Origin of the sequence: Pseudomonas sp. Leaf58, from assembly GCF_003627215.1 — a bacterium.
Lineage (GTDB): Bacteria > Pseudomonadota > Gammaproteobacteria > Pseudomonadales > Pseudomonadaceae > Aquipseudomonas.
This window is the reverse complement of sequence record NZ_CP032677.1, coordinates 1,584,681-1,608,655: the sequence shown is the minus strand read 5'-3', so window position 1 is coordinate 1,608,655 and position 23,975 is coordinate 1,584,681. Positions and strand designations below refer to the sequence as shown.

General features: G+C 63.3%; 21 protein-coding genes and 3 tRNA genes. 2 read left to right on the top strand and 22 right to left on the bottom strand.

Annotation, left to right across the window (positions count from 1 at the left end):
* Positions 1 to 17: 17 nt before the first annotated feature.
* The 14 genes from DV532_RS07535 to leuC all read right to left on the bottom strand — a co-directional run bounded on the left by DV532_RS07535 (position 18) and on the right by leuC (position 15,438).
* Complete coding sequence (locus DV532_RS07535; RefSeq protein ID WP_013971612.1) at positions 18 to 575, bottom strand: CvpA family protein; 558 nt, start codon at positions 573 to 575, stop codon at positions 18 to 20.
* Positions 576 to 773: 198 nt separating this feature from the next.
* The gene (locus DV532_RS07530) at positions 774 to 1,424 is read right to left on the bottom strand and encodes an SPOR domain-containing protein (RefSeq protein ID WP_056806222.1); all 651 of its coding nucleotides are present in this window, start codon (positions 1,422 to 1,424) and stop codon (positions 774 to 776) included.
* A complete protein-coding gene (folC, locus tag DV532_RS07525) occupies positions 1,408 to 2,715 on the bottom strand; it encodes a bifunctional tetrahydrofolate synthase/dihydrofolate synthase (RefSeq protein WP_056806221.1) in 1,308 nt (435 codons plus the stop codon). Before folC ends, DV532_RS07530 begins: the two co-directional genes overlap by 17 nt.
* Positions 2,715 to 3,608: an acetyl-CoA carboxylase, carboxyltransferase subunit beta gene (gene accD / locus DV532_RS07520; protein ID WP_056806220.1), complete on the bottom strand. Its 894-nt coding sequence runs from the start codon at positions 3,606 to 3,608 to the stop codon at positions 2,715 to 2,717. Before accD ends, folC begins: the two co-directional genes overlap by 1 nt.
* A gap of 233 nt (positions 3,609 to 3,841) precedes the next feature.
* The gene (locus DV532_RS07515; RefSeq protein WP_056806219.1) at positions 3,842 to 4,462 is read right to left on the bottom strand and encodes a phosphoribosylanthranilate isomerase; all 621 of its coding nucleotides are present in this window, start codon (positions 4,460 to 4,462) and stop codon (positions 3,842 to 3,844) included.
* A 61-nt stretch (positions 4,463 to 4,523) separates the two neighbouring features.
* On the bottom strand, positions 4,524 to 5,384 hold the full coding sequence (gene truA / locus DV532_RS07510; RefSeq protein ID WP_056806218.1) for a tRNA pseudouridine(38-40) synthase TruA: 861 nt from the start codon (positions 5,382 to 5,384) through the stop codon (positions 4,524 to 4,526).
* 101 nt (positions 5,385 to 5,485) lie between these two features.
* Positions 5,486 to 8,203, bottom strand: a complete 2,718-nt coding sequence (locus DV532_RS07505; RefSeq protein ID WP_056806216.1) for a FimV/HubP family polar landmark protein — start codon at positions 8,201 to 8,203, stop codon at positions 5,486 to 5,488.
* A gap of 71 nt (positions 8,204 to 8,274) precedes the next feature.
* The gene (locus tag DV532_RS07500; RefSeq protein WP_056806213.1) at positions 8,275 to 9,279 is read right to left on the bottom strand and encodes an aspartate-semialdehyde dehydrogenase; all 1,005 of its coding nucleotides are present in this window, start codon (positions 9,277 to 9,279) and stop codon (positions 8,275 to 8,277) included.
* Between the two features lie 39 nt (positions 9,280 to 9,318).
* Entirely contained in the window at positions 9,319 to 9,483 is a 165-nt protein-coding gene (locus DV532_RS30190) for a hypothetical protein (RefSeq protein WP_156676012.1), read from the bottom strand.
* A 692-nt stretch (positions 9,484 to 10,175) separates the two neighbouring features.
* Positions 10,176 to 11,288 (bottom strand): aspartate-semialdehyde dehydrogenase, encoded by a 1,113-nt coding sequence (gene asd / locus DV532_RS07485; RefSeq protein WP_056797343.1) that lies wholly within the window; start codon positions 11,286 to 11,288, stop codon positions 10,176 to 10,178.
* A gap of 63 nt (positions 11,289 to 11,351) precedes the next feature.
* On the bottom strand, positions 11,352 to 12,434 hold the full coding sequence (gene leuB / locus DV532_RS07480; protein ID WP_056797339.1) for a 3-isopropylmalate dehydrogenase: 1,083 nt from the start codon (positions 12,432 to 12,434) through the stop codon (positions 11,352 to 11,354).
* 54 nt (positions 12,435 to 12,488) lie between these two features.
* Positions 12,489 to 13,253: a class I SAM-dependent methyltransferase gene (locus DV532_RS07475; RefSeq protein ID WP_056797335.1), complete on the bottom strand. Its 765-nt coding sequence runs from the start codon at positions 13,251 to 13,253 to the stop codon at positions 12,489 to 12,491.
* 110 nt (positions 13,254 to 13,363) lie between these two features.
* Positions 13,364 to 14,008, bottom strand: coding sequence for a 3-isopropylmalate dehydratase small subunit (gene leuD / locus DV532_RS07470; protein WP_056797332.1), 645 nt, complete (start codon positions 14,006 to 14,008; stop codon positions 13,364 to 13,366).
* Positions 14,005 to 15,438, bottom strand: coding sequence for a 3-isopropylmalate dehydratase large subunit (gene leuC / locus DV532_RS07465; protein WP_056797330.1), 1,434 nt, complete (start codon positions 15,436 to 15,438; stop codon positions 14,005 to 14,007). The genes leuD and leuC overlap by 4 nt, the downstream gene beginning before the upstream one ends.
* A 130-nt stretch (positions 15,439 to 15,568) precedes the next feature.
* On the opposite strand from leuC, the gene DV532_RS07460 reads away from it, so the two are divergent.
* Together DV532_RS07460 and DV532_RS07455 are read left to right on the top strand one after the other, a co-directional pair.
* Positions 15,569 to 16,447: a LysR family transcriptional regulator gene (locus tag DV532_RS07460; protein ID WP_056797322.1), complete on the top strand. Its 879-nt coding sequence runs from the start codon at positions 15,569 to 15,571 to the stop codon at positions 16,445 to 16,447.
* 61 nt (positions 16,448 to 16,508) lie between these two features.
* Positions 16,509 to 19,805 (top strand): PAS domain S-box protein, encoded by a 3,297-nt coding sequence (locus DV532_RS07455; protein WP_056797319.1) that lies wholly within the window; start codon positions 16,509 to 16,511, stop codon positions 19,803 to 19,805.
* A gap of 75 nt (positions 19,806 to 19,880) precedes the next feature.
* Here DV532_RS07455 and DV532_RS07450 read toward each other — a convergent pair whose 3' ends face one another.
* The 8 genes from DV532_RS07450 to DV532_RS07415 all read right to left on the bottom strand — a co-directional run bounded on the left by DV532_RS07450 (position 19,881) and on the right by DV532_RS07415 (position 23,956).
* Positions 19,881 to 20,324 (bottom strand): Hsp20 family protein, encoded by a 444-nt coding sequence (locus DV532_RS07450; protein ID WP_056797316.1) that lies wholly within the window; start codon positions 20,322 to 20,324, stop codon positions 19,881 to 19,883.
* A 186-nt stretch (positions 20,325 to 20,510) separates the two neighbouring features.
* Positions 20,511 to 21,482 (bottom strand): tRNA-dihydrouridine synthase, encoded by a 972-nt coding sequence (locus DV532_RS07445; RefSeq protein ID WP_056797312.1) that lies wholly within the window; start codon positions 21,480 to 21,482, stop codon positions 20,511 to 20,513.
* 50 nt (positions 21,483 to 21,532) lie between these two features.
* The gene (locus tag DV532_RS07440; protein WP_056797309.1) at positions 21,533 to 21,967 is read right to left on the bottom strand and encodes a thioesterase family protein; all 435 of its coding nucleotides are present in this window, start codon (positions 21,965 to 21,967) and stop codon (positions 21,533 to 21,535) included.
* Positions 21,968 to 22,063: 96 nt separating this feature from the next.
* A complete protein-coding gene (locus DV532_RS07435; RefSeq protein ID WP_056797306.1) occupies positions 22,064 to 22,897 on the bottom strand; it encodes an alpha/beta fold hydrolase in 834 nt (277 codons plus the stop codon).
* Between the two features lie 15 nt (positions 22,898 to 22,912).
* On the bottom strand, positions 22,913 to 23,452 hold the full coding sequence (locus DV532_RS07430) for a TetR/AcrR family transcriptional regulator (protein ID WP_056797303.1): 540 nt from the start codon (positions 23,450 to 23,452) through the stop codon (positions 22,913 to 22,915).
* Positions 23,453 to 23,625: 173 nt separating this feature from the next.
* A tRNA-Glu gene (locus DV532_RS07425) sits at positions 23,626 to 23,701 on the bottom strand.
* Positions 23,702 to 23,743: 42 nt separating this feature from the next.
* Positions 23,744 to 23,819: transfer RNA gene (locus DV532_RS07420), tRNA-Ala, on the bottom strand.
* A gap of 61 nt (positions 23,820 to 23,880) precedes the next feature.
* Positions 23,881 to 23,956, bottom strand: a tRNA-Glu gene (locus DV532_RS07415).
* Between the last annotated feature and the right edge of the window lie 19 nt (positions 23,957 to 23,975).

The following is a 23,975-nucleotide window of genomic DNA, read 5'->3' as shown; positions in this document are numbered from 1 at the left end:
ACTTGAGTGAATAGCGCTCAGGGCTTTGCCGGCCCGAGCAACTGTTCCTTGAACGGAAGATCAGCCGGAGTGCCGATCAGCCCACTCGGTGTCCACTGGCCTGTAAAACCCAGGATCAGGTTTTTCGACCAATCGGCGACCAAGAGAAATTGTGGTATCAGGCGTGATTCCTGCCACCAGGTGTCTTGTTGAACCGGCCCCAGGCTAATCAGCCCGATGGCCACCACCACCAGCAAGGCCCCGCGCGCGGCGCCGAAGGCCATGCCCAGGAAACGATCGGTGCCGGACAGCCCGGTCACACGGATCAGCTCACCGATGAGGAAGTTGATCATGGCCCCCACCAGCAAGGTGGCGACGAAAAGAATGGCGCAGCCAGCGATGACGCGCATCGACGGTGTTTGAATGTAGCTTTCAAGATACACCGAGAGCGAACCGCCGAACATCCAGGCAACCGCACCGGCAATGATCCAGATGAGCAAGGACAAGGCTTCCTTGACGAAGCCGCGCTTGAGACTGATCAGTGTGGAGACGGCGATGATCGCGATGATCGCCCAATCAACCAGGGTAAATGCCACGGTGCTGCCTGCAGACGTTTGAGGCGGCGCATTTTACCAGAGCGGCAGGGGCTTGGGTAAGCGGAATGTCAGGTTGATTGGGGTTGACTTAATCGCCGGCAAACCAGCCCCCACAGGGATTGCCCATGGCTTGAGGCAGGCGCGGTCGGGGTGGGGGCTGGCTTGCCGACGATGGGCGGCAAAGCCGCCCCAGCGATATCAGCTGCGCTCGGGCTGGAAGCGCACCACAAAGCCCTTGAGGCTGTTCTGGCGGTTGATCGCGTCACGCACGCGCTCAGCCTCCGCACGCTCGATCAGCGGCCCCACATACACCCGGTTCATGCCACCTGCCGAGCGGATATAGGCGTTATAACCTTGGCTACGCAAGGTTTGCTGGAGCTTTTCGGCACCGGCGCGGTTGGACAGACTGGCCAACTGAATCGACCAGCTGACCGGCAGGCCATTGACGTCGATTTTCGAGGGCGCGGCTGGCGCTGGCGCTGCAGCAGGCTTGGCCTCGACTTTGGCCGCTGGCGCGGGCGCCTGCGGCTTGGCCGGCTGGACCTGCACCTGGGTTTGCGGCGACGGCGTGATTGGCTGGCTGGGCGTGCTGGCCGGCGCAGTTGACTCGTTGACCACCACCGGCGCCTGCTGGGGCTGCTCCGGGATGACCTGCGGCTCCGGCACCACAACCGGCTCCACCTTCACTTCCGGTAGGCTAGGCATTGCCGGTGCCTGGGGGGCTTCGACGCGCACTTGGCGCATCTCGTCCTCGCGGGTGAACAGCATCGGCAAGAAAATCACCGCCAGCGCCACCAGCACCAGCGCACCCACCATGCGCTGTTTCATCCCTTTATCCAGCACTGCCATCTACTCCACCCTCCTGGGCGTGCCGCGCCAGCCATTCCAGCGCCTGGGCGACACAGAAAAACGAACCGAACAGCAAGATCTGGTCATCCGCCGTCGCCTGCGCACATTGCCCTTCAAGGGCGGCGTCGACGCTGGCATAAGACTTCACTGTGGCACCGAGGTTCGTCAAGGCCGTGGCCAGCTCCGCAGCCGGACGGCTGCGCGGGGTGTCCAGCGGCGCCACGGCCCAGTCGTCGACCAGCCCCAGCAACGGCGCGACAACACCGCTCAGGTCCTTGTCGGCGAGCAGGCCGAACACGGCCAGACGACGCCCCTTGAGCGGCCCAGCAGCCAGGCGCCGAGCCAGGTACGCTGCGGCGTGCGGGTTGTGCCCGACATCCAGCAGCAGCTGCACCGGCATGCCCTGCCAGTGCAACAGCCGCCGGTCGAGGCGCCCGGTGATGCGGGTGTCCAGCAACGCCTGGCGAATTTGCCCAGCGTCCCAGGGCAAGCCCATCAGCAGGTAGGCCTGCAGGGCCAGCGTGGCGTTCTCCATGGGCAGGTCGAGCAACGGCAGGTCGCGCAACTCTACCTGCCCACCATCCGCCGCCGTACCGCGCCAGTTCCAGTGGCCATCGGCACTGGCCAGGTCGAAATCACGCCCGCGCAGGAACAACGGCGCAGCCAGTTCGGCAGCCTTGTCCAGCAACGGCTGGGGTGGGTCCAGGTCGCCGCACAGGGCCGGTTTGCCCGCACGGAAAATGCCAGCCTTCTCGAACGCCACCAACTCGCGGGTATCACCCAGGTAATCGACATGGTCGACGCCAATGCTGGTCACCAGGGCCAAGTCGGCATCCACCACGTTTACGGTGTCCAAGCGGCCACCAAGGCCCACTTCGAGCACCACGGCATCCAGCTGCGACTGGTAGAACAACCAGAATGCGGCCAAGGTGCCCATCTCGAAATAGGTCAGGGAAATATCGCCCCGCGCCGCCTCGACGGCAGCGAAGGCTTCGCACAGGCGCTTATCGCTGGCCTCTTGGCCATCGATCAGCACTCGCTCGTTGTAACGCAACAGGTGCGGCGAGCTGTACACGCCGACCTTCAGCCCCTGGGCACGCAGCAGCGAGGCCACGAAGGCGCAGGTCGAGCCCTTGCCGTTGGTGCCGGTGACCGTCACCACGCGTGGCGCCAGCTTGCCCAGCGCCAGCCGGGCCAGCACCTGCTGCGACCGCCCCAGGCCCATGTCGATGGCCGAGGGGTGCAACTGCTCGAGGTAGGCGAGCCATTCGCCCAGGGTTCGTTGTTTCATCACGCGACAGCTGCCGCCTCAAGCGCTTGTTCCGGGGTTTCCTGACCGGTCATCTGCGCCAGCAGGCGGGCCAGACGCGGGCGCAGTTCGCCACGGGAAATGATCAGGTCGATGGCGCCGTGCTCCAGCAGGAACTCGCTGCGCTGGAAGCCTTCTGGCAGCTTTTCGCGCACGGTCTGCTCGATCACGCGCGGGCCGGCGAAGCCGATCAGCGCCTTCGGCTCGCCGACGATCACGTCACCGAGCATGGCCAAACTGGCGGAAACACCACCGTACACCGGGTCGGTCAGCACCGAGATGAACGGGATGCCTTCTTCGCGCAGGCGCGCCAGCACCGCCGAAGTCTTGGCCATCTGCATCAGCGAGATCAGCGCTTCCTGCATGCGCGCACCGCCCGAAGCGGAGAAGCAGACCATCGGGCAGCGGTGCTCCAGGGCGTAGTTGGCGGCACGCACGAAACGTTCGCCGACGATGGCACCCATGGAGCCGCCCATGAACGAGAACTCGAAGGCGCTGACCACGATCGGCATGCCCATCAGGGTGCCGCTCATGGAGATGAGTGCGTCTTTTTCGCCGGTCTGCTTCTGGGCACCGGTCAAACGGTCCTTGTACTTCTTGCCATCACGGAACTTCAGGCGGTCGACCGGCTCCAGCTCGGCGCCAAGCTCGGCACGGCCTTCGGCGTCGAGGAAGATGTCGATACGTGCACGTGCGCCGATACGCATGTGGTGGTTGCACTTGGGGCAGACATCCAGGGTCTTTTCCAGCTCCGGACGATACAGCACGGCCTCGCAGGCGGGGCACTTGTGCCACAGGCCTTCAGGCACCGAGCTCTTCTTCACCTCGGAACGCATGATCGAAGGGATCAGTTTGTCGACTAACCAGTTGCTCATGCTTTCTTTCTCCAGTATCGGCAGGCGGGGGCCGGTGTCGCCAGCCCTGCCCTGCCCTTGAGCTCACAATCTTTTATGAAACGATGATGGACCGGCCGCTGGACCTGCCAGCGCGCCACTCCACCGTTAATGTGTTGTTCTGCCGCCCCTGCATAGACGCATGCACAGGCGGCTGCCCCGGAGGGCTGCGATAGCTATGGACGATGGCGCGCAGCCAGCCGTCACATCTGCCATTACGCCTGCTTTACCGCACGCATGAACGCCTCGATCTTCGCGGCATCCTTGATGCCCTTGGCCTGCTCCACGCCGCCACTGACATCCACCGCATAAGGCTGTACCTGGGCAATGGCCTGGCCGACATTGTCGGCCGACAGCCCGCCCGCCAGGATAATGGGCTTGCTCAGGCGCGCCGGCACCAATGACCAATCGAACGCTTCACCGGTGCCCCCGGGCACACCGGCTACGTAAGTATCCAGCAGAATGCCCCGGGCACCGGCGTACAGCTGGCAGGCTGCCTCAAGGTCGTCGCCCGGGCGCACGCGCAGGGCTTTGATCCAGGGGCGGTGGTAGCCTTCGCAGTCCTGAGGGGTTTCGTCGCCGTGGAACTGTAGCAGGTCCAGCGGAACCACTTCGAGGATCTCTTCAAGCTCGCAACGCGAGGCGTTGACGAACAGCCCGACCGTGGTCACGAATGGCGGCAGCTCGGCGATGATCGCCCGTGCCTGGCGCACATTCACGGCACGCGGGCTTTTGGCATAGAAGACCAAGCCGATGGCATCGGCCCCCGCTGCGGCAGCGGCCAATGCGTCTTCGATGCGGGTAATCCCGCAGATCTTGCTGCGAACATTGCTCATGGACAGCGAACCCTGCTTGTTACGGTGAAAGGCCGGATGTTAGCAAATGACTTTTCGTCCGTCAGTCTGCCAATGCCTCGTAGCCCGTCAAAAAGTGTGGGCCGATGTAACGCTTGGGCAGTACATACTCCTCGGGGTACTCCACCTGCACCAGGTAAAGCCCATACGGGTGCGCCGTGACCCCGCCTTCGCGGCGATTACGCCCTTCCAGCACCTCACGCGCCCAGCTGACCGGGCGCTCGCCAGCGCCGATGGCCATCAATACACCGGCAATGTTACGCACCATGTGGTGCAGGAAGGCGGTGGCGCGAACATCCAGCACGATCATCTGGCCGTGGCGAGTGACGCGCAGGTGATAGATGTGTTTGATCGGCGACTTGGCCTGGCACTGGCTGGCACGGAAGGCGCTGAAGTCGTGGGTACCGAGCAAATACTGCGCGGCTTCGGCCATGCGCTCGACATCCAGCGGGCGGTGGTTCCAGGTGACTTCCTCAGCCAGGTGCGCCGGGCGGATCGGGTCGTTGTAGATGACGTAGCGGTAACGCCGGGCACAGGCCTTGAAGCGAGCATGGAAGTCGGCCGGCATTGGCCGCGACCAGACCACGCTGATGTCATGGGGCAGGTTGAAGTTAGTGCCCATGGTCCAGGCGCGCTCGTCACGCACGGCGCTGGTGTCGAAGTGCACGATCTGCCCGCAGCCGTGTACACCGGCATCGGTGCGCCCGGCGCAAATTACCGAAATCGGCTCGTTGGCCACCGTGGACAGCGCTTGCTCCAGCGCCTGCTGAACACTGGGCACGCCACTGGCCTGGCGTTGCCAGCCACGGTAACGCGCGCCTTTGTATTCCACGCCCAGGGCGATGCGGGAGTAGCCTTCGGCCGCGGATTCAGCGGCGGCGGTGTCGATGATGTCCAAGAGCATGAAACCTGTGGGGTGTACGAAATGGCGGGGATTATAACGACAACGGCAGCCGTGTAGGGCTGCCGCTGAATGTGCACTGCTTTTCGGGGCCTCTTCGCGGATCAAACCAAGCGGGAAAGCATGTCTTCGGCTTCCTGGCGTTGGTTGTTATCGCCATCCTTGACCACTTCGTCGAGGATGTCCCGCGCACCCTGGTTGTCGCCCATGTCGATATAGGCGCGTGCCAGGTCAAGCTTGGTGGCCACTTCGTCGCTGCCAGAGAAGAAGTCGAAGTCCAGGTCGTCCAACGGCTCGGGCTCTGGCTGGGCAACCGCGTCTTCCGTGGTGAAGTGCGGCTCCAGCGACGGCGACTCGAGGTTTTGCGACAACTTGTCCAGCTCGGCGTTGACGTCGTTCAGCTCCGAAGCAAAGCTCTTGGCGGCCGGCGAATCGTCTTCCAGCGACAGCGACAGGTCGAAGTCGGACGGCAGGTCGAACTCGGACAGCGGGTCGAATGCGGGCTCGCTGTCGAAGGCCGCCAGCTCGGCGGCGACATCTACCGGGGCCTCTGCGACCGCGTCCGGAGCGGCCGGGGTAACCGGCTCGCTGACATCGAGGTCGAAATCGGACAAGTCCACGGCTGGCTGTGGCTCGGCCTGGGCCAACATAGCTTCGAAATCGGCGTCGGCTTGCAGCTCGGCGTCCAGGGCAAATGGCGCTTCCTCTGGCTGAACCTCTTCCAAGGCGGGCTCATCCAGTACCGGTTGTTGCAGTACCGGCTCGTCCAGCACAGGTTCTTGCGCCAGCGGCTCGTCAAGCGACGGCGCTGCCAGCGGGTCTTCTTCGGGCAGGTCTTCACCCAGGGCCAAGTCGAAGGCACTGTCCAAATCCGGTGCGTCGAGGGTCGGCACATCAGCGAAAGCATCGACCTCGGTTTCAGGCTCGACCGCTGCCTCAGGCTCCGCCGACGCGACCAGCTCAGGTTCTGCCAGTGCATCAGGTTCGAGTTCCGGCGCTTGCTCAGCCACCACGTCGGCAACCACCGGCGCCTCAGGCTGATCCAGCAGCAGTTCCTGAACGTACTGCTCATCCATTTCGGCCGCCAGCGCTGCGGCACCCAGGCCGGCAGCCGCCAGGCCCAGCATGGCCGGGTAGCGCGCCTTCAACCCAGAGACTTCAGCGGTGTTCTGCTCGGTGGCCGGCAACTTGCGCTCCTGCTCACCGAAGGCGCTCTGGTCACCCTGGCGGGCATACACGTCCATCAGCTTCAGGCGCAGATCGTCACGCTCCGGCGCGGCAGCCACGGCGGGCTCCAGCAGGTCGGCGGCATGGTTCAGGCGGCCTTCGGCCAGGCTTTGCTCGACTTCCGCCAGCAGCGTGGCGTGCGGATCTGCCTGCAACTCGGGTTCGGCGACTGCTGGTTTGTCTGCGGCAGCGGCGGCGGCGGCCGAGGCGGCCACCACAGCTGGCGACAGGGTCACGCTCGGCGCCGAAACATCAACACCATCGAGGCTCTCACGGTCGATATCAAAATCTGCGCCCTGCTCTTCCTCCAGCGCGCGCGCCATGCGCAGGTGCTTCTCCGCTTCTTGCTGGGCCTTGCGCTTGCGCGCCAGCAGCAACAGCAGAAGCAGCAGCACGAGGAACGCGCTACCGGCAATCAAACCAAGCAACAACGGGTTGCCCATGATGTCGTCAACGGCACTGCGCGGCTCGCCCACAGGCGCAGCCTTGTCAGCAGGCCCGGCTTCAGCTGCGGCGGCAGGTGCGGCATCGGCGACAGGCGCTGGTTGCTCTTCCACCGGGGCATCCGCCGCGGGCGCCGGCACGGTTACGCCCTGGGCTTCAAGACGCGCCAGCTGGTTGTTTTTCAGCTCGATCAAGCGCTGCAATTTGTCCAGCTGGCTTTGCAGGTCGGCCATGCGGCTCTGCAGCTCTTCGTTGTCGCGCCGACTGGTGTCCAGGCTTTCCTGGGCCACAGCCAGCTTGTCGTTGAGCGCCTTGCCCTGGCCGGCACCTGCCCGGCTGCCCGGGCTGACCAGGCGCAGGTTGTCGCCCTGGGCGATGCGCGCCGGGGTTGCCTCGGCGGCCCCGCGGCGGGTGGCATCCAACTGACGGGCACGTGGCCCCAGGCGTCGGCCTTCACGCCAGGCGGCGTACTGCTCGGCCACTTCGCTGTTGGCCTCGCCTTGGGCGATGCTCTGGACCTGCTGCTGGTCGGGCAGGCGCAATACCTGGCCAACCTTCAGCTGGTTGATGTTGTTGCCAATGAAGGCGTCCGGGTTCAGCGCCTGGATCGCGATCATGGTCTGCTGGATCGACCCCCCTTGGGTGTTGCGCGCGGCAATCTGCCACAAGGTGTCACGACGCTGGGTGGTGTAGCTGCTGGCCCCGGTTACCGCCGGTGCGACATTGCCCGCCGCCGGCTTGTCGCCTTGGGCCTGGGCCTGGTCGAGCAGCACGCTGTAGTCGCGCAGCAAGCGGCCCTGCGGCCACATCACCTGAACCAGGAACTTCACCACCGAGCCCGGCAGCGGCTGGCTGGAGGTAACCCGTAACACGCTCTTGCCGTTGGGGTTGATCACCGGCGTAAAGGTGAGGTCTTCGAGGTACGTCGGGAACGCCACCCCGGCCTTGCTGAACTCTTCCGGCGGCGCCAGGCTCGGCGCCACTTCGGCGGCGGTGAGGTCGCGCACGTCGAGCAGTTCGATCTCAGCGTCCAGTGGCTGATTCTGTGCCGACTTAAGGGTCAGCTCCCCCAAACCCAAGGCATTCGCCATGCCCGACGACAGCGCGGAGGCTGCAGCCATGGCCAGAACCAGTTTGCGAATTCGAAGCATGACCTCTTCCCTTGTATGAAGCGTCCTGAAACCTGCATGCGGAGCAGGACAATAGTGCTCGCCAGTATCTTTTACGGCATGTGTTTAATCAACAATTGCGCCACTTGCACCGCATTGAGCGCGGCGCCTTTGCGCACGTTGTCAGTAGTTAGCCAGAGGTTGAGCTGCTGGTCTTCATCAACACCGTGCCGTACACGACCAACATAGACCACGTCTTGGCCGACTGCGTCACCTACCGGGGTCGGATAATCATCACGTTCCACCAGCTCGATGCTGTCGGCCGCCTCGAGGGCCTGGTTGATCGCCTGCAGATCGACCGGGCGACGGCTCTGTACCGCCACACTGAAGCTATCGCCAAAAAACACCGGGACTTGAACGCAGCTCACGGAAATCTTCAGTTCAGGCAGGCCCAGCAGCACACGCAGCTCGCTGACTAGGCGGCGTTCCAGCGCTGTATGGCCTTGTTCATCGGCGGCCCCGACCTGGGCCAGCAGGTTGAACGCCACCTGACGGTCGAAGAAGCGCGGCTCCAGCGGCCGCGCATTGAGCAGCTCGGCGGTTTGCCGGGCCAGCTCGGTGACCGCTTCACGGCCTTGCGCAGACACCGCCAGCGCGGCCATCACCTGCACCCGCTCGATGTCCAGCAGGCCCTTGAGTGGCGCCAATGCGACCGCTAAGGCAACTGCAGCCGAACACGGGCTGACAATGCGTGCCGGCAGCGCCAGGCCGGCCAGGCGCTCGGCGTTGGCTTCAGGCACCAGGGCCAACGCGTCGTCCAGCCCGCCGGACAGATCGATGACCGTGCAACCCGCCTGCAGCGCCTTGCCGGCGAAGCTGCGGCTAACCGCGGCGCCGGTAGCGAAGAAGGCCAGCTTGACCTGGGCGAAGTCGAAACTGTCCACTTCGCGCACCTTCAGTTTCTTGCCGGCGAACATCACGCTGCTGCCCGCCGATTCCATGCTGGCCAGCAGGTGCAGGGTAGCGACCGGAAAATCGAGCTCTTCGAGGATCTGCACCAAGGCTTCACCGACGCTGCCGGTGGCGCCAACGACGGCGATATCCAAAGGGTGTGTCATGGAAGGGGTCCTTTTGCTGAAAACGGCGGGGGCGGCACTTTACTCGGATTGTAGGGTTTTGTCTGTGCTGCCCCAAACCTCGCTGTTGCTGTTGCTGTTGCCGTTGCCGTTGCCGTTGATCTTGATCTTGATCTTGATCTTGATCTTGATCTTCGCGACTTCAGGAGGCTGAACGCAGGTCTTGCGGAGGGAGGTGACGGGCATGGATGCCCGTCAAGCGCTGGGCCCCAGGATGGGGCCTGCAGCGCGGTCCTCCCGGGAGCAAGGCCGGAGAGAGGGGACCCCGGAGCGCAGCGTAGGGGCCGGATGATGGGAGCGCAGCGTTTTTTGGTTACTTTTTGTCGCGTTTGACAAAAAGTGACTCGCCGTAAGGGCGAAAAGGTGAGTTAGCGTCGCCATTGCAGCTGGACTATGCGCAATAGAAAAACCAGCGCTATCCCGCTTTCGTTTTTCGCTTTTCGCTTTTCGCTTTTCGGGCATAGGCTTTGACAACAAGGTCAACATTCATTGCCGAAGGTGGCGCTCAGTCACCCTTCCGCCCTTACGGCGGGTCACTTTTTGTCAAACGCGACAAAAAGTAACCAAAAAACGCTGGCTCCCATCATTCGGCCCCTACGCTGCGCTCCGGGGTCCCCTCGCTACGGGCTTGCTCCCGGGAGTACGCGCTGCAGGCCCCATCCATGGGGCCTCAGCGCTTGACGGGCATCCATGCCCGTCACCTCCCTCCGCAAGCCCTTCGCTCGGCCTCCTGAAGTCGCAATCTGTGTTGCCTGAACTATCGCGCGCTTAGAAGCAAAAGCAACAAGCAACAAGCAACACCGAGTCGAGCTGAGCAAGGGCCGAAAATAAAAAACCCGCGCTGTCGCCAGCACGGGTTTTCAGTCAAACCAGAACGATCAACGCTCCAGCAGAATCCGCAACATGCGGCGCAGCGGCTCGGCAGCGCCCCACAGCAGCTGGTCACCCACGGTGAACGCACCCAGGTACTGCGAACCCATGTTCAGCTTGCGCAGGCGGCCAACCGGGATGTTCAGGGTACCGGTAACCTTGGTTGGGCTCAGCTCCTGCATGCTGATTTCACGCTGGTTAGGCACCAGCTTCACCCAAGGGTTGTGCTGGCTGATCATGCCTTCGATGTCGGCGATCGGCACGTCCTTGTTCAGCTTGATGGTCAGTGCCTGGCTGTGGCAACGCATGGCGCCGATGCGCACACAGATGCCGTCGACCGGGATCGGGCTCTTGAAGCGGCCGAGGATCTTGTTGGTTTCGGCCTGGGCCTTCCACTCTTCACGGCTTTGGCCGTTCGGCAATTCCTTGTCGATCCACGGGATCAGGCTGCCTGCCAGCGGCACGCCGAAGTTCTCGGTCGGGAACGCTTCGCCGCGCATGGCCTCGGCAACCTTGCGGTCGATGTCGAGGATGGCACTGGCCGGGTTGGCCAGGTCATCGGCAACGGCAGCATGGGTAGCCCCCATCTGCTTGATCAGCTCGCGCATGTTCTGCGCGCCGGCCCCCGAGGCCGCCTGGTAGGTCATGGCGCTCATCCACTCGACCAGGCCAGCTTCGAACAGGCCACCCAGGCCCATCAGCATCAGGCTGACGGTGCAGTTGCCGCCGATGTAGTTCTTGGTACCGGCATCCAGCTGCTGGTCGATGACCTTGCGGTTGACCGGGTCGAGAATGATGACCGCATCATCCTGCATGCGCAGGGACGAAGCGGCGTCGATCCAGTAACCCTGCCAGCCGGCTTCACGCAGCTTGGGGAAGACCTCGTTGGTGTAGTCGCCGCCCTGGCAGGTCAGGATCACGTCGAGGGTCTTGAGCTCTTCAATCGAATAAGCGTCCTTGAGCGGAGCAGTATCCTTGCCCACGTTCGGGCCTTGGCCACCGACATTGGAGGTGGTGAAGAACACCGGCTCGATAAGGTCGAAATCCTGCTCCTCCAGCATCCGCTGCATGAGCACGGAACCGACCATACCGCGCCAACCGATCAGACCTACACGTTTCATCGCAACTACACCTTTGCTAAAAGTGGGCCGCCACCGGGAATTGTGGGTGGCGGGCCAGAGAGATTACAGATTCCGCAACGCTGCGACTACTGCGTCGCCCATTTCCTGCGTACCAACTTTGCGGCAGCCTTCCGAGAAGATGTCGCCGGTGCGCAAGCCCTGGTCCAGAACTTGGCTCACAGCCTTCTCGATCGCTTCGGCGGCGGCCGACTGATTGAAGCTGTAACGCAGCATCATCGACACCGACAGGATGGTCGCCAGCGGGTTGGCGATACCCAGGCCAGCGATGTCCGGTGCCGAGCCGTGGCAAGGCTCGTACATGCCCTTGTTGTTGGCATCCAGCGACGCCGAAGGCAGCATGCCGATGGAACCGGTCAGCATGGAAGCCTCATCCGACAGAATGTCACCGAACATGTTGTCGGTCACCATCACGTCGAACTGCTTGGGTGCACGCACCAGCTGCATGGCGGCGTTGTCGACGTACATGTGGCTCAGCTCCACATCCGGGTAATCCTTGGCCACCTCTTCGACCACTTCACGCCACAGCTGGCTGGAGGCCAGCACGTTGGCCTTGTCCACCGAGCACAACTTCTTGCCACGTACGCGGGCCATGTCGAAGCCGACACGGGCAATGCGGCGCACTTCGCTTTCGCTGTACGGCAGGGTGTCGTAGGCCTGGCGCTCGCCGCCTTCCAACTCGCGCTGGCCACGCGGGGCACCGAAGTAAATACCGCCAGTCAGTTCGCGGACGATAAGGATGTCCAGGCCCGAGACAATCTCTGGCTTGAGCGAAGAGGCATCGGCCAATTGCGGGTAGAGGATGGCCGGGCGCAGGTTGGCGAACAGGCCCAGTTGCGAACGGATTTTCAGCAAGCCGCGCTCAGGGCGAATGTCACGCTCGATCTTGTCCCACTTCGGCCCGCCCACGGCGCCCAGCAGCACGGCATCGGCTTGGCGCGCACGCTCCAGGGTTTCATCGGCCAGCGGCACACCGTGCTTGTCGATGGCGGCGCCACCAATCACGTCGTGCTCCAGGTTGAAGCCGAGCTGGAACTTGTCGTTGGCCAGCGCCAGCACCTTGACCGCCTCGGCCATGATTTCCGGGCCGATACCGTCACCTGGGAGAATCAGAATCTGCTTGCTCATGCTTTCCTCTATCCATTCACGCAGCGCGGCCAAGTGGGCCACACTGAAAAGTTCTTAACGCTCGGCCCATAACACCAGCACATCGGTGCTGAACGAGCCATCGGCCTCGATCTGGTAATACTGCCGTACTTCTTCACCCATGGCTTGCTGCAAATGGAGGATGGCCACCCGCATCGGCTCGGGGGTACGCATGCGCTCGACCCAGCTGCCGAACTCCAGGCGCAGCGGCTGGCGGCTGTGGCTGCGCACATGCAGGCCGGCCTCGCTGACCTGGCGCTGCCATTCGGCGGCGGAGTAGTCGCGCACGTGGCTGGTGTCACGCAGCACTTCGACCGTTTGCAGGTAGGTGTCGAGCAACGGGCTGCCCGGCGACATCACGTCGATGAAGGCCGCCACACCACCCGGCTTGAGCACCCGACGCACTTCGCGCAGGGCCAGGCCCAGGTCGCTCCAATGGTGGGCCGAGTAGCGGCTGAAGACATAATCGAACGAAGCGTCGGCGAACGGCAGGCGCTCGGCGGCACCACGCTCGGTCATGATATTGGCCAGGCCGCGTTCGGCGGCGGCACTGGCGACCACGTCGAGCATGGCTTGCGAAAGGTCATAAGCGACCACTTCAGCGACCAGCGGGGCGACATGGAAGCTGACATGACCGGCACCGCAGCCCAGGTCTAGCACGCGAGCATTGCCCTGCCCCGCCAGCGCTGCCTGCAGCAGGGCGAACTCGCTGCCCTGGGCGTGCACGGCGCTGCTGAGGTAGGCGCTGGCCTGTTCGCCGAACTGGCGTTGGACCACGTCGGTGTGCTGGGTGCTGGTCATGTGTCAATCCTTTTGGTTTTTTATTGCCTGTACCGGCCTCTTCGCGGGTAAACCCGCTCCTACAGGAGTACGCAACCCTTGCAAGAGGCCAGCAAACGCGACTACATCACTCAGGCATCACGGAACAGCCAAGGCTGTGCGGCGCGGTGCTTGCCTTCGAAGGCCTTGATTGCGTCGCTGTCCTGCAGGGTCAGGCCGATATCGTCCAGGCCATTGAGCAGGCAGTGCTTGCGAAACGCATCGATCTCGAAGTGCAGCACCTTGCCATCCGGGCGGGTCACCGCCTGCGCCTGCAGGTCGATGGTCAGCTGATAACCGGGGTTGGCCTCGACCTGCTTGAACAGCTCGTCGACTTCTTCATCGCTGAGAATAATCGGCAGCAGGCCGTTCTTGAAGCTGTTGTTGAAGAAGATGTCGGCAAAGCTCGGCGCGATCACGCTGCGGAAGCCGTACTCGTCCAGCGCCCAAGGGGCGTGCTCACGGCTGGAGCCGCAACCAAAGTTTTCCCGCGCCAGCAACACGCTGGCCCCCTGGTAGCGTGGGTGATTGAGCACGAATTCCTGATTCAACGGGCGCTTGCTGTTGTCCTGGTAGGGCTGGCCTACGTCCAGGTAACGCCACTCGTCGAACAGGTTGGGGCCAAAGCCGGTGCGCTTGATCGACTTGAGGAACTGCTTGGGGATGATCTGGTCGGTGTCGACGTTGGCACGGTCCAACGGCGCGACAAGGCCACTGTGCTGGGTAAAGGCTTTCATGCTGCACTCCCTTGGATCAACTCGCGGACATCGATGAAGTGGCCGGTTACCGCAGCGGCGGCGGCCATGGCCGGGCTGACCAGGTGGGTACGGCCACCGGCGCCCTGACGGCCTTCGAAGTTGCGGTTGGAGGTGGACGCGCAGTGCTCGCCACTCTCCAGGCGGTCCGGGTTCATCGCCAGGCACATCGAGCAGCCGGGTTCACGCCATTCAAAACCGGCTTCGAGGAAAATCTTGTCCAGGCCTTCACGCTCGGCCTGAGCCTTGACCAGGCCCGAGCCTGGTACGACGATGGCCTGCTTGACGGTAGCGGCCACTTTGCGGCCCTTGGCGATTTCCGCCGCGGCGCGCAGGTCTTCGATACGCGAGTTGGTGCACGAGCCAATGAACACGCGGTCCAGTTGGATATCGGTGATCGCCTGGTTGGCGGTGAGGCCCATGTACTTCAAGGCGCGCTCGATCGAACCACGCTTGACCAGGTCGGCTTCGGCAGCCGGGTCGGGCACGCGCTGGTCGACGGCCAGCACCATCTCGGGCGAGGTGCCCCAGCTGACCTGCGGCTTGATCTGCGCAGCGTCCAGTTCGACCACGGTGTCGAACACGGCGTCGTCATCCGAGACCAAGTCTTTCCACGATTCGACCGCTTGCTTCCACTGCTCGCCCTTCGGCGCGTACGGGCGGCCTTCGACGTATGCAATGGTAGTGGCGTCGGTGGCCACCAGGCCAACGCGGGCGCCGGCCTCGATGGACATGTTGCAGATGGTCATGCGGCCTTCCATCGACAATTCGCGGATGGCGCTGCCCGCGAACTCCATGGCGTGGCCGTTGCCACCGGCGGTGCCGATTTTGCCGATCACGGCCAGGACGATGTCCTTGGCGGTAACGCCGGCAGGCAATTGGCCTTCCACGCGCACCAGCATGTTCTTCATCTTTTTGGCGACCAGGCACTGGGTGGCAAGCACATGCTCCACCTCCGAAGTGCCGATGCCGTGGGCCAAGGCACCGAAGGCGCCATGGGTGGAGGTGTGCGAGTCGCCGCAGACCACGGTCATGCCCGGCAAGGTGGCACCCTGCTCAGGGCTGATGACGTGGACGATGCCTTGGCGTTCGTCGTTCATCTTGAATTCGACGATGCCGTATTCGTCACAGTTCTCGTCGAGGGTCTGCACCTGCAGGCGCGACACCTGGTCGACGATGGCGTCGATACCGCCCTTGCGCTCTGGCGTGGTCGGCACGTTGTGGTCGGGGGTGGCGATATTGGTGTCGATGCGCCACGGTTTGCGGTTGGCCAGGCGCAGGCCTTCGAAGGCCTGGGGCGACGTCACTTCATGAATGATGTGGCGGTCGATGTAGATCAAGGACGAGCCGTCATCGCGGCGCTTGACCTCATGGGCTTCCCAGAGTTTGTCGTAGAGCGTTTTGCCAGCCATCAGACTGTTCCTCATCAGCGTCTTTCTATGCCAAAGACCCCTTGGCTTGTACGGACGATGCTATGGCGATAGATTGAATAACTCAAATTCATAATTTTCATGCTTTGCATAACCATCAGGAATTCAAGCTATGGACCTGGCCAACCTCAGCGCCTTTATCGCCATCGCCGAAACCGGCAGCTTCTCTGGCGCGGGGGAGCGCCTGCACTTGACCCAGCCGGCCATCAGCAAACGCATCGCCGGCCTGGAGCAGCAACTGGACGTGCGCCTGTTCGACCGCCTGGGCCGCGAGGTGACCTTGACTGAGGCCGGGCGCGCCTTGTTGCCACGGGCCTACCAGATTCTCAATGTGCTTGATGATACCCGCCGGGCGCTGACCAATTTGACCGGGGAAGTGAGTGGTCGCCTAACCCTGGCCACCAGCCATCACATCGGCCTGCACCGCCTGCCCCCGCTATTGCGGGCATTCACCCGTCAATACCCAGCGGTGGCGCTGGATATTCAGTTCATGGATTCGGAACAGGCCTACGACGAGATTCTGCATGGCCGCGCCGAAATTGCCGTGATCACCCTGGCGCCCGAGCCGCACCACCTGGTCCAGGCGGTGCCGGTGTGGGACGACGCCCTGGACTTCGTGGCCGCCCCCGAGCACCCGCTGGCCAACAACCAGGCGGTCAGCCTGGCCGACGTTGCCCGCCACCCGGCGGTGTTCCCCGGCGGCAACACCTTTACCCACCATATTGTCCAGCGCCTGTTCGAAAGCCAGGGCCTGACGCCGAACATCGCCATGAGCACCAACTACCTGGAAACCATCAAGATGATGGTGTCGATCGGCCTGGCCTGGAGCGTACTGCCGCGCACCATGCTCGACGAACAGGTTGCACCCATCGCCTTGCCCGGCATACAGCTGTCGCGCCAGCTAGGCTACATTTTGCACACGGAGCGTACGCTATCGAACGCGGCCAGGGCATTCATGGCCCTGCTCGACAGCCACGCAGGGCCCGCCTGACCGGCTGTCAGCCCGGTATTCCAACTCCAAGGACGCGTCACACGCCAAAGGTCTGGTACCGATGCCCAAATCAGCAAAGCGTTTTTTGCGCCTGCCGCGTATATCAGCGGCCGACCCCCAGGCGTCGGAACAGGCCTGGCAGAACGCCCCGCAACTGCTGGCCGCGCTCAACGGCGCGCGCCTGGGTGCCTGGCTGTGGGATATCGAAAGCGGCCGGGTCAGCTGGTCACGCGGCACCCAGGCGCTATTTGGCTTCGACCCGCAGCGCCCGCTACCCGCCGACGTCGACTACCTCGACCTGCTGCCCGAGGAGGACCGCGCCCGCACGCGCCAGGTATTCCAGGCCGTGGTCAACGGCGAACCGGTAGAACAGGCCATGCGCCACCGCATTCGTTGGCCGGACGGCAGCCTGCACTGGCTGGAGATCAACGGCAGCCTGACCCACGACCCGCATGGCCGGCCGCAGATGATCGGGGTAATCCGTGAGATCACCCGCCAGCGCGAGCGGGAAACGGCGCTGATCAATTCGGAAAAACGCTTCGCTACCCTGTTTCACCTCAGCCCCAACGCCATTTTGCTGACCCGCCGGCATGACGGCATGATTTTCGAGGTCAACCAGCATTTCGAGGATATGTTCGGCTGGCCCGGCAGCCAGGTGATCGGCAAGACCAGCCTGGAGCTGGGCCTGTGGGTCAACCCCGAACAGCGCCACCAACTGATGGAGTCGACCCGGACCAACAGCGGCCCGCTGATCCTGGAAGTGCAGTTTCGCGCCACCAGCGGCAAGGTGCATGACGGCATCCTCTGCACCCAGGGTATCGAACTGGAGGGCGTGACCTTCCTCCTCAGCACCTTTATCGATACCACTGAACGCAAACGCGCCGAGCAGGCCCTGAAGGACAGCCAGGAACGCCTGGACCTGGCCCTGGACTCGGCACAGCTGGGCACCTGGGACTGGCATATCCCCAGCGGCATGCTCTATGGCTCGGCCCGCGCTGCGCAGCTGCACGGCCTGCCGCCCACCCCCTTTCACGAATCGTTCGACGCCTTTTTCGAAGGGGTACCGGAGCAGGAGCGCAACGTGATGCGCCAGGCCTATCGCAGCTTGCGTGAAGGGCCGGCCGGCAACTACCAGATCACCTATCGGGTGCAGCTGGAAAATGGCATCTCGCGCTACATCGAAAGCCGTGCCCGGCTGTACCGCGACGACCAGGGCAACCCGCTGCGCATGGCCGGCACCTTGCTCGACATCACCGACCAAGTGGAGCGCGAACAGCGCCTGAGCGCCTCTGAGGAGAAGTTCGCCAGCCTGTTCCAAGTCAGCCCCGACCCCATTTGCGTCACCCGCCAAGACACCGGCCAGTTCATCGAGATCAACCCGGCCTTCACTCAGACCTTTGGTTGGGGCACCGACCAGGTGATCGGCCGCACCGCTGAGGAAATCGGCTTGTGGGCCGAGTCGATCGAGCGCGCGCAACGCATCGAACGGGTAATCCGCGAGCAAGCCCTGAGCAATGTCGCGGTGGTGGTCAATCACCACAATGGCACCCCGCTGACCTGCGTGATTTCCAGCCGCCTTATCACCGTCGACGACCAGCCTTGTAGCGTTACCACCCTGCGCGACATCACCCAGCAGCAGCGGGCCGAGGCGGCGCTGAAGTCCAGCGAGGAGAAGTTCGCCAAGGCCTTCCACTCCAGCCCCGACGCCATCACCATCACCGAACGCCACAGCGGCCGCTACCTGGAAATCAACGACGGCTTCTGCCGCCTGACCGGCTACAGCGCTGCCGAAGTGGTGGGCCACACAGTGTACGAAATTGGCATCTGGGCCGACGACAAGCAGCGCGGCGCCCTGCTGGCCGAGTTGCGCGAGCGCGGCCGGGTGCACCACCGCGAGATGCTCGGGCGCAATAAACGGGGCGATATCCTCACTGTGGAGGTGTCGGTGGAGCCGATTAACCTCAACGAGGTGGATTGCCTGCTGCTGACCGCCCGGGATGTCAGCCAGCTGAAAAATGCCCAAGCGCAGATTCGCCATCTGGCCTATCACGACCCGCTGACCAACCTGCCCAACCGCGCCCTGCTGATGGACCGCCTGAGCCAGCAGATCGCCCTGCTCAAGCGCCACAACCTGCGCGGCGCCCTGCTGTTCCTTGACCTTGACCATTTCAAACACATCAACGACTCGCTGGGCCACCCGGTGGGCGATACGGTGCTGAAAATCATCACCGCCCGCCTGGAAGCCAGCGTGCGCCTGGAAGACACCGTGGCGCGCCTGGGTGGCGATGAGTTCGTGGTCTTGCTCAGCGGCCTGGAAGGCAGCCGCGAGCTGGTCGAAGAAAAGGTTCGCGAACTGGCCGACACCCTGCGTGAACTGCTGGCCGAGCCGATGTCGCTGGATGGCCAGCGCCTGCAGGTGACGCCCAGCATCGGCGTGGCGCTGATCCCTGACCACGGTGCCACCCCAGCCGACCTGCTCAAGCGCGCCGACATCGCCCTGTACCGGGCCAAGGATTCCGGGCGCAACACCACCCAGCTGTTCCACACCACCATGCAAAAGGCCGCCAGCGAGCGCCTGCGCATGGAAAACGACCTGCGCCTGGCCCTGGCCCGCGGCGAACTGGCGCTGCACTTTCAGCCACAGGTGGACGCCCGCGACAACCGTATCGTCGGGGCCGAGGTGCTGCTGCGCTGGCACCACCCACAGCTGGGCCAGCAACCGCCCGCGCAATTCATCCAAGTGCTGGAAGAAAGCGGCCTGATCCTGGAGGTTGGCAGCTGGATTCTCGACGAAGCTTGTGACGCCTGCGCCCGCATGCTGGGCGACGGGCTGATCGACGCCGATGATTTCAGCCTGTGCGTGAACATCAGCCCGCGGCAATTCCGCCAGAACGACTTTGTCGGGCGGGTGCTGCGCAGCCTGGATGACTACCGCCTGCCACGGCAGATGCTGAAGCTGGAAATCACCGAAGGCATCGTTATCCAGAACCTCGAAGATACCATCAGCAAAATGCGTGAGTTGAAGCGTTACGGGGTAAGTTTTGCCATGGATGACTTCGGCACCGGTTATTCCTCGCTGACCTATTTGAAGCGTTTGCCGGTAGATACGCTGAAAATCGACCAGACGTTCGTGCGCGACGCACCGATTGACCCCAACGACGCCGAGATCGTCCGCGCCATCGTCGCCATGGCCCGTAGCCTGGAGCTGACGGTGATTGCCGAAGGGGTGGAGCTGACTGAGCAGCTGGAGTTTTTGGAGCGGCTGGGCTGCCACTTGTATCAGGGCTATCTGCACAGCCGGCCATTGCCGCTACCGGAGTTTCGGCAGATGTTGCTGGAAGCCCCCGCCGATTACTGACGCGAACCCTTTGTCGGAACCCGTGAAGGGCACAAAAAAGGGCACCCGAGGGTGCCCTTTTTCACTTCCGCGCAATCAGTTCAGCGCTGGTTTGTCACCATTGATCGGGATGCGCTTGGCCTTGGCTTCTTCTGGCACGATGCGCAGCAGGTCGATGCTGAGCAGGCCATTGGCCAGGCCGGCGGCCTTCACTTCGATATGGTCAGCCAAGCGGAACGACAGCTTGAAGGCACGCTGCGCGATACCCTGGTGCAGGTAAGTCACTTCAGCGGCGTCATTTTCGCGCTTGCCACCGATCACAGTCAGAACCCCTTTTTCGACCTGTAGGTCAAGGTCCTGCTCCTGGAAACCGGCTGCGGCAACCACGATGCGGTAGTGGTCATCGCCATGCTTTTCCACGTTGTAGGGCGGGTAGCTGCTACCGGCCTCGTTACGTGCTGCGGATTCGAACAGGTCGTTGAAACGGTCGAAACCAACGGAATGGCGGAACAGTGGAGCAAGAGAGAAAGCGGTAGTCATGGTCATAAACTCCTGAGATTCAGCAAGTAAGTCACTACGCGACCCGACTTCGGCATCGCGTACTCAAGAGATAGGGTTGGAGGAAACGCTTTCAAGAGGGATGCAAAAAAAAAATCCAATTTTTTTGCGCCGGATGTGCGGGCCCTTTTGGTGTGTAGGAGCGGGTTTACCCGCGAAAAGGCCCTATCAGGCAACACAAGCTTCAAGCGCCTGCATCTCAACCCCCAGCAACCGGCTGATCCGCACGCAATCATCTTCCCGGCGCAACTCGGCAAACAGCACCACCGCCTCGGGATAACTGCGAGTCAGCATCGCCAGCCACTGCTTCAACCGCCCCGGCGCATACCGTGGCGACAGCTTGGCCTGAGCCTGGCGCCAAAACTCACGCAACAATGGCAGCAGGTCATCCCAACTCATCGGCTGATAGGCCCGCCCGTCACGCGCCGCAGCAATCTGCAAGCCCAGGTCGGGGCGCGAGACCAGCCCGCGGCCCAGCATGATGTCATCGGCACCACTGACCTCACGGCAGCGTCGCCAGTCGTCCACGGTCCATATTTCGCCATTGGCGAACACCGGCACCTTGACCACATCCTGCACCCGCGCCACCCACTCCCAGTGGGCCGGCGGCTTGTAGCCTTCGACCTTGGTCCGCGCATGCACCACCAGGTGCGCCGAGCCGCCCTCGGCTAGCGCGGTGGCGCAGTCCAGCGCGCCATCGGGGCTGTCGAAGCCCAGCCGCATCTTCGCGGTGACCGGGATATGCGCCGGCACGGCGCGGCGCACTTCACGCACAATTGCGTGCAGCAACTCCGGCTCCTTGAGCAGCACCGCACCACCGCGGGACTTGTTCACAGTCTTGGCCGGGCAACCGAAGTTCAGGTCGATCACCGGCGCCCCCAACTCGCAGGCCAGCGCGGCGTTTTCTGCCAGGCACACCGGGTCCGAACCCAACAACTGCACGCGCATGGGCACCCCAGCAGCTGTGCGCGCGCCCTGGCGCAGTTCAGGCGCCAGCTTGTTGAACGAAGACGGCGGCAACAGGCGGTCGCACACACGAATGAACTCGGTGACGCACCAGTCGATACCGCCCACGCGGGTCAGCACGTCGCGTAGGATGTTGTCGACCAGCCCCTCCATGGGGGCCAGGGCAATTTGCATAGCGGGGTCTCGGCGGAAAAAGCGGCAGTCTAGCAAACATTGCCGGTGTTTCAGGCGCCGATCAGCGCCGGGCCGTAACCGTCGAGGAATTCCGCTGGCATGCGCTTGGGCTTGCCGCTGGACAACTCGATGCAAGCAAAGGTGGTTTGAGCGCGCAGCAAGGTCACACCATCACGCGGGCGCTTGAGCTGAAAGCGCCGGGTCATGCGCAGGCGTTGGTCCCAGTGGATGATCCAAGTAGCCAACTGCAGTTCGTCATCCTCGTAGGCGGCAGCCAAATAGTCGATTTCGTGGCGCACCACGGCCATGGCACGATCCAGCCGGCGATACTCGGCAAGGTCCAGGCCCAGGCGCTGGGAATGGCGCCAGGCGCAACGCTCCAACCAAGTGACGTAGACCGCATTGTTAGCGTGGCCGAGGCCGTCGATGTCCTCACTGCCGACGCACAGGTCGATGACGAAGGGTGTTGCCAGGTCCCAGCTCATGTTCGCTTCCTTGGCACAAAAGGGGATTTAGCAGCGACCTGCGGGGCAATGTCCAGCCCCTGTGCTGGATTTACCGGCCTCATCGCCGGCAAGCCATCAGGCGCTTTGCCATGCCGGCGCAGCAGCACGCGCCAGCAATTCGAGCACTGCTTCGCTCAGCCGCGGGTCAGCCAGCACCCGCTGGTGCCCCCCCTCATCCAGCAGCAGCAGCCGGCTATCGAACCAGGCCTTGTGAATAACCTTGGCCTCGCCGGCCGGCACCAGCGCATCATCGGCGGCATGCACCACCAGCCCCGGCAGCTCCAGCTGGTAGCCACTGACATCCAGCCGCGCAATCTGCATGCCCACATCGCGCTCCACCTGGCGAATGAACGCCGCCCTTGCCCGCGTTGGCAACCCCAGGCGATGGGCAAAACCACGCAACACACCGAGTAACTGCGCCGGTGCAGCAATGCTCACCGCCGCCTCCGCACGCAGCCCCATCTGCAAGGCCAGCAGCACACTGGCCCCACCCATCGAATGGCCAATCACCGCACGCAGCGGCGGCAACTCGGCGGCGGCCTCCAACAACGCCCGGGCAAACAGCACCACATGCGCCTGCGCCCCCGGTGAATGGCCATGCCCCGGCCCTTCCAGCGATACCACGGTATGCCCAGCCTGAACCAACGTCTGGATCAAGGCGGCAAACTGGGTCGGGCGGCCTTCCCAGCCGTGCATCAGCAGCACGGTTGGGCCCTGGCCCCAACGCAGGGCAGACAAACCAAAGCGCAGGGTAATGCGCTCGGCGCTGGCCAGCAGCGGTAACTCCCAGTGCCGCGGCGGCAGGTTGCGCGGGGTCATGAACGCACGGCGCATCTTGCCCGCGACATGCTCGGGGGCCAGGCGGCCCAGGGTGCCGTTGACACCACGAATCCAGTTCAGGGTAGTCATTGCCATGCTCCAGGGTTAAAGCACCGCCGACTTGGCGGCGCGCAGAATACGATCAGACAGCTCGCCGGCACCCAGGGCACGGGCCAGCGCCAGGCCTCCGACCATCAAGGCCAGGTCGGCCAAGGCCTTGTCGGCATCCTCGGGGCGGTCAACCATGGCAGCGGTCATCAGCTCGATGTGCTCGGCCAGTACCTCGCGGAAGGCCTCCGGCAGGCGCTGCATCTCACCCAGCGAGTTGGGCAGCGGGCAGGCGTGCACTTCTGCATCGCGGTGCTTGCGCGACAAGTAGAAGGCACTGGCCAGCGCTCGCCGCCCTGCACCATCGAGGCTGGGGTCGACCTGGGCGAGCAAGGCGCGACGCTCACCCAGCAACTGGCGAAACGCTTCGAGCATCAGTTCGTCCTTGCTGTCGAAGTGGGCGTAGAAGCCACCGACGGTCAGGCCGGCCGCTCCCATCACCTGGCTAACGCTGGGCTCGGCCGGGCCGTGCTGGATCAAAGCACTGCGTGCCGCTTCGAGGATGCGTTCGCGGGTTCTGCTCTTTTTGTCGCTCATCAGGCGCTCGCCAATCAAAATATGATGATCGAAATATTATTCCCATCATATTTTTTGGCAAGCAGAATCTGCGACCGTTTGTCGCTGGCGAAATTTTTCGGAAGGGAGAAAAAACAAAAGGCCCATTCAATAATCGAATGAGCCTTTAAAGTCCCGCAAAACGCGGGTAAAAATGGCGTCCCCTAGGGGACTCGAACCCCTGTTACCGCCGTGAAAGGGCGGTGTCCTAGGCCACTAGACGAAGGGGACATAACCTTCGCAAAGATTCGCTTATGCGAACCCTGGCAGAATTGGTGGAGCTAAGCGGGATCGAACCGCTGACCTCCTGCATGCCATGCAGGCGCTCTCCCAGCTGAGCTATAGCCCCGAAACAAAAGACCCATCAGTAAACGACGAGCCTTTTAAGCCCTGCAAAACGCAGGAAAAAGTGGCGTCCCCTAGGGGACTCGAACCCCTGTTACCGCCGTGAAAGGGCGGTGTCCTAGGCCACTAGACGAAGGGGACGTAACCTTCGTGCCGATCC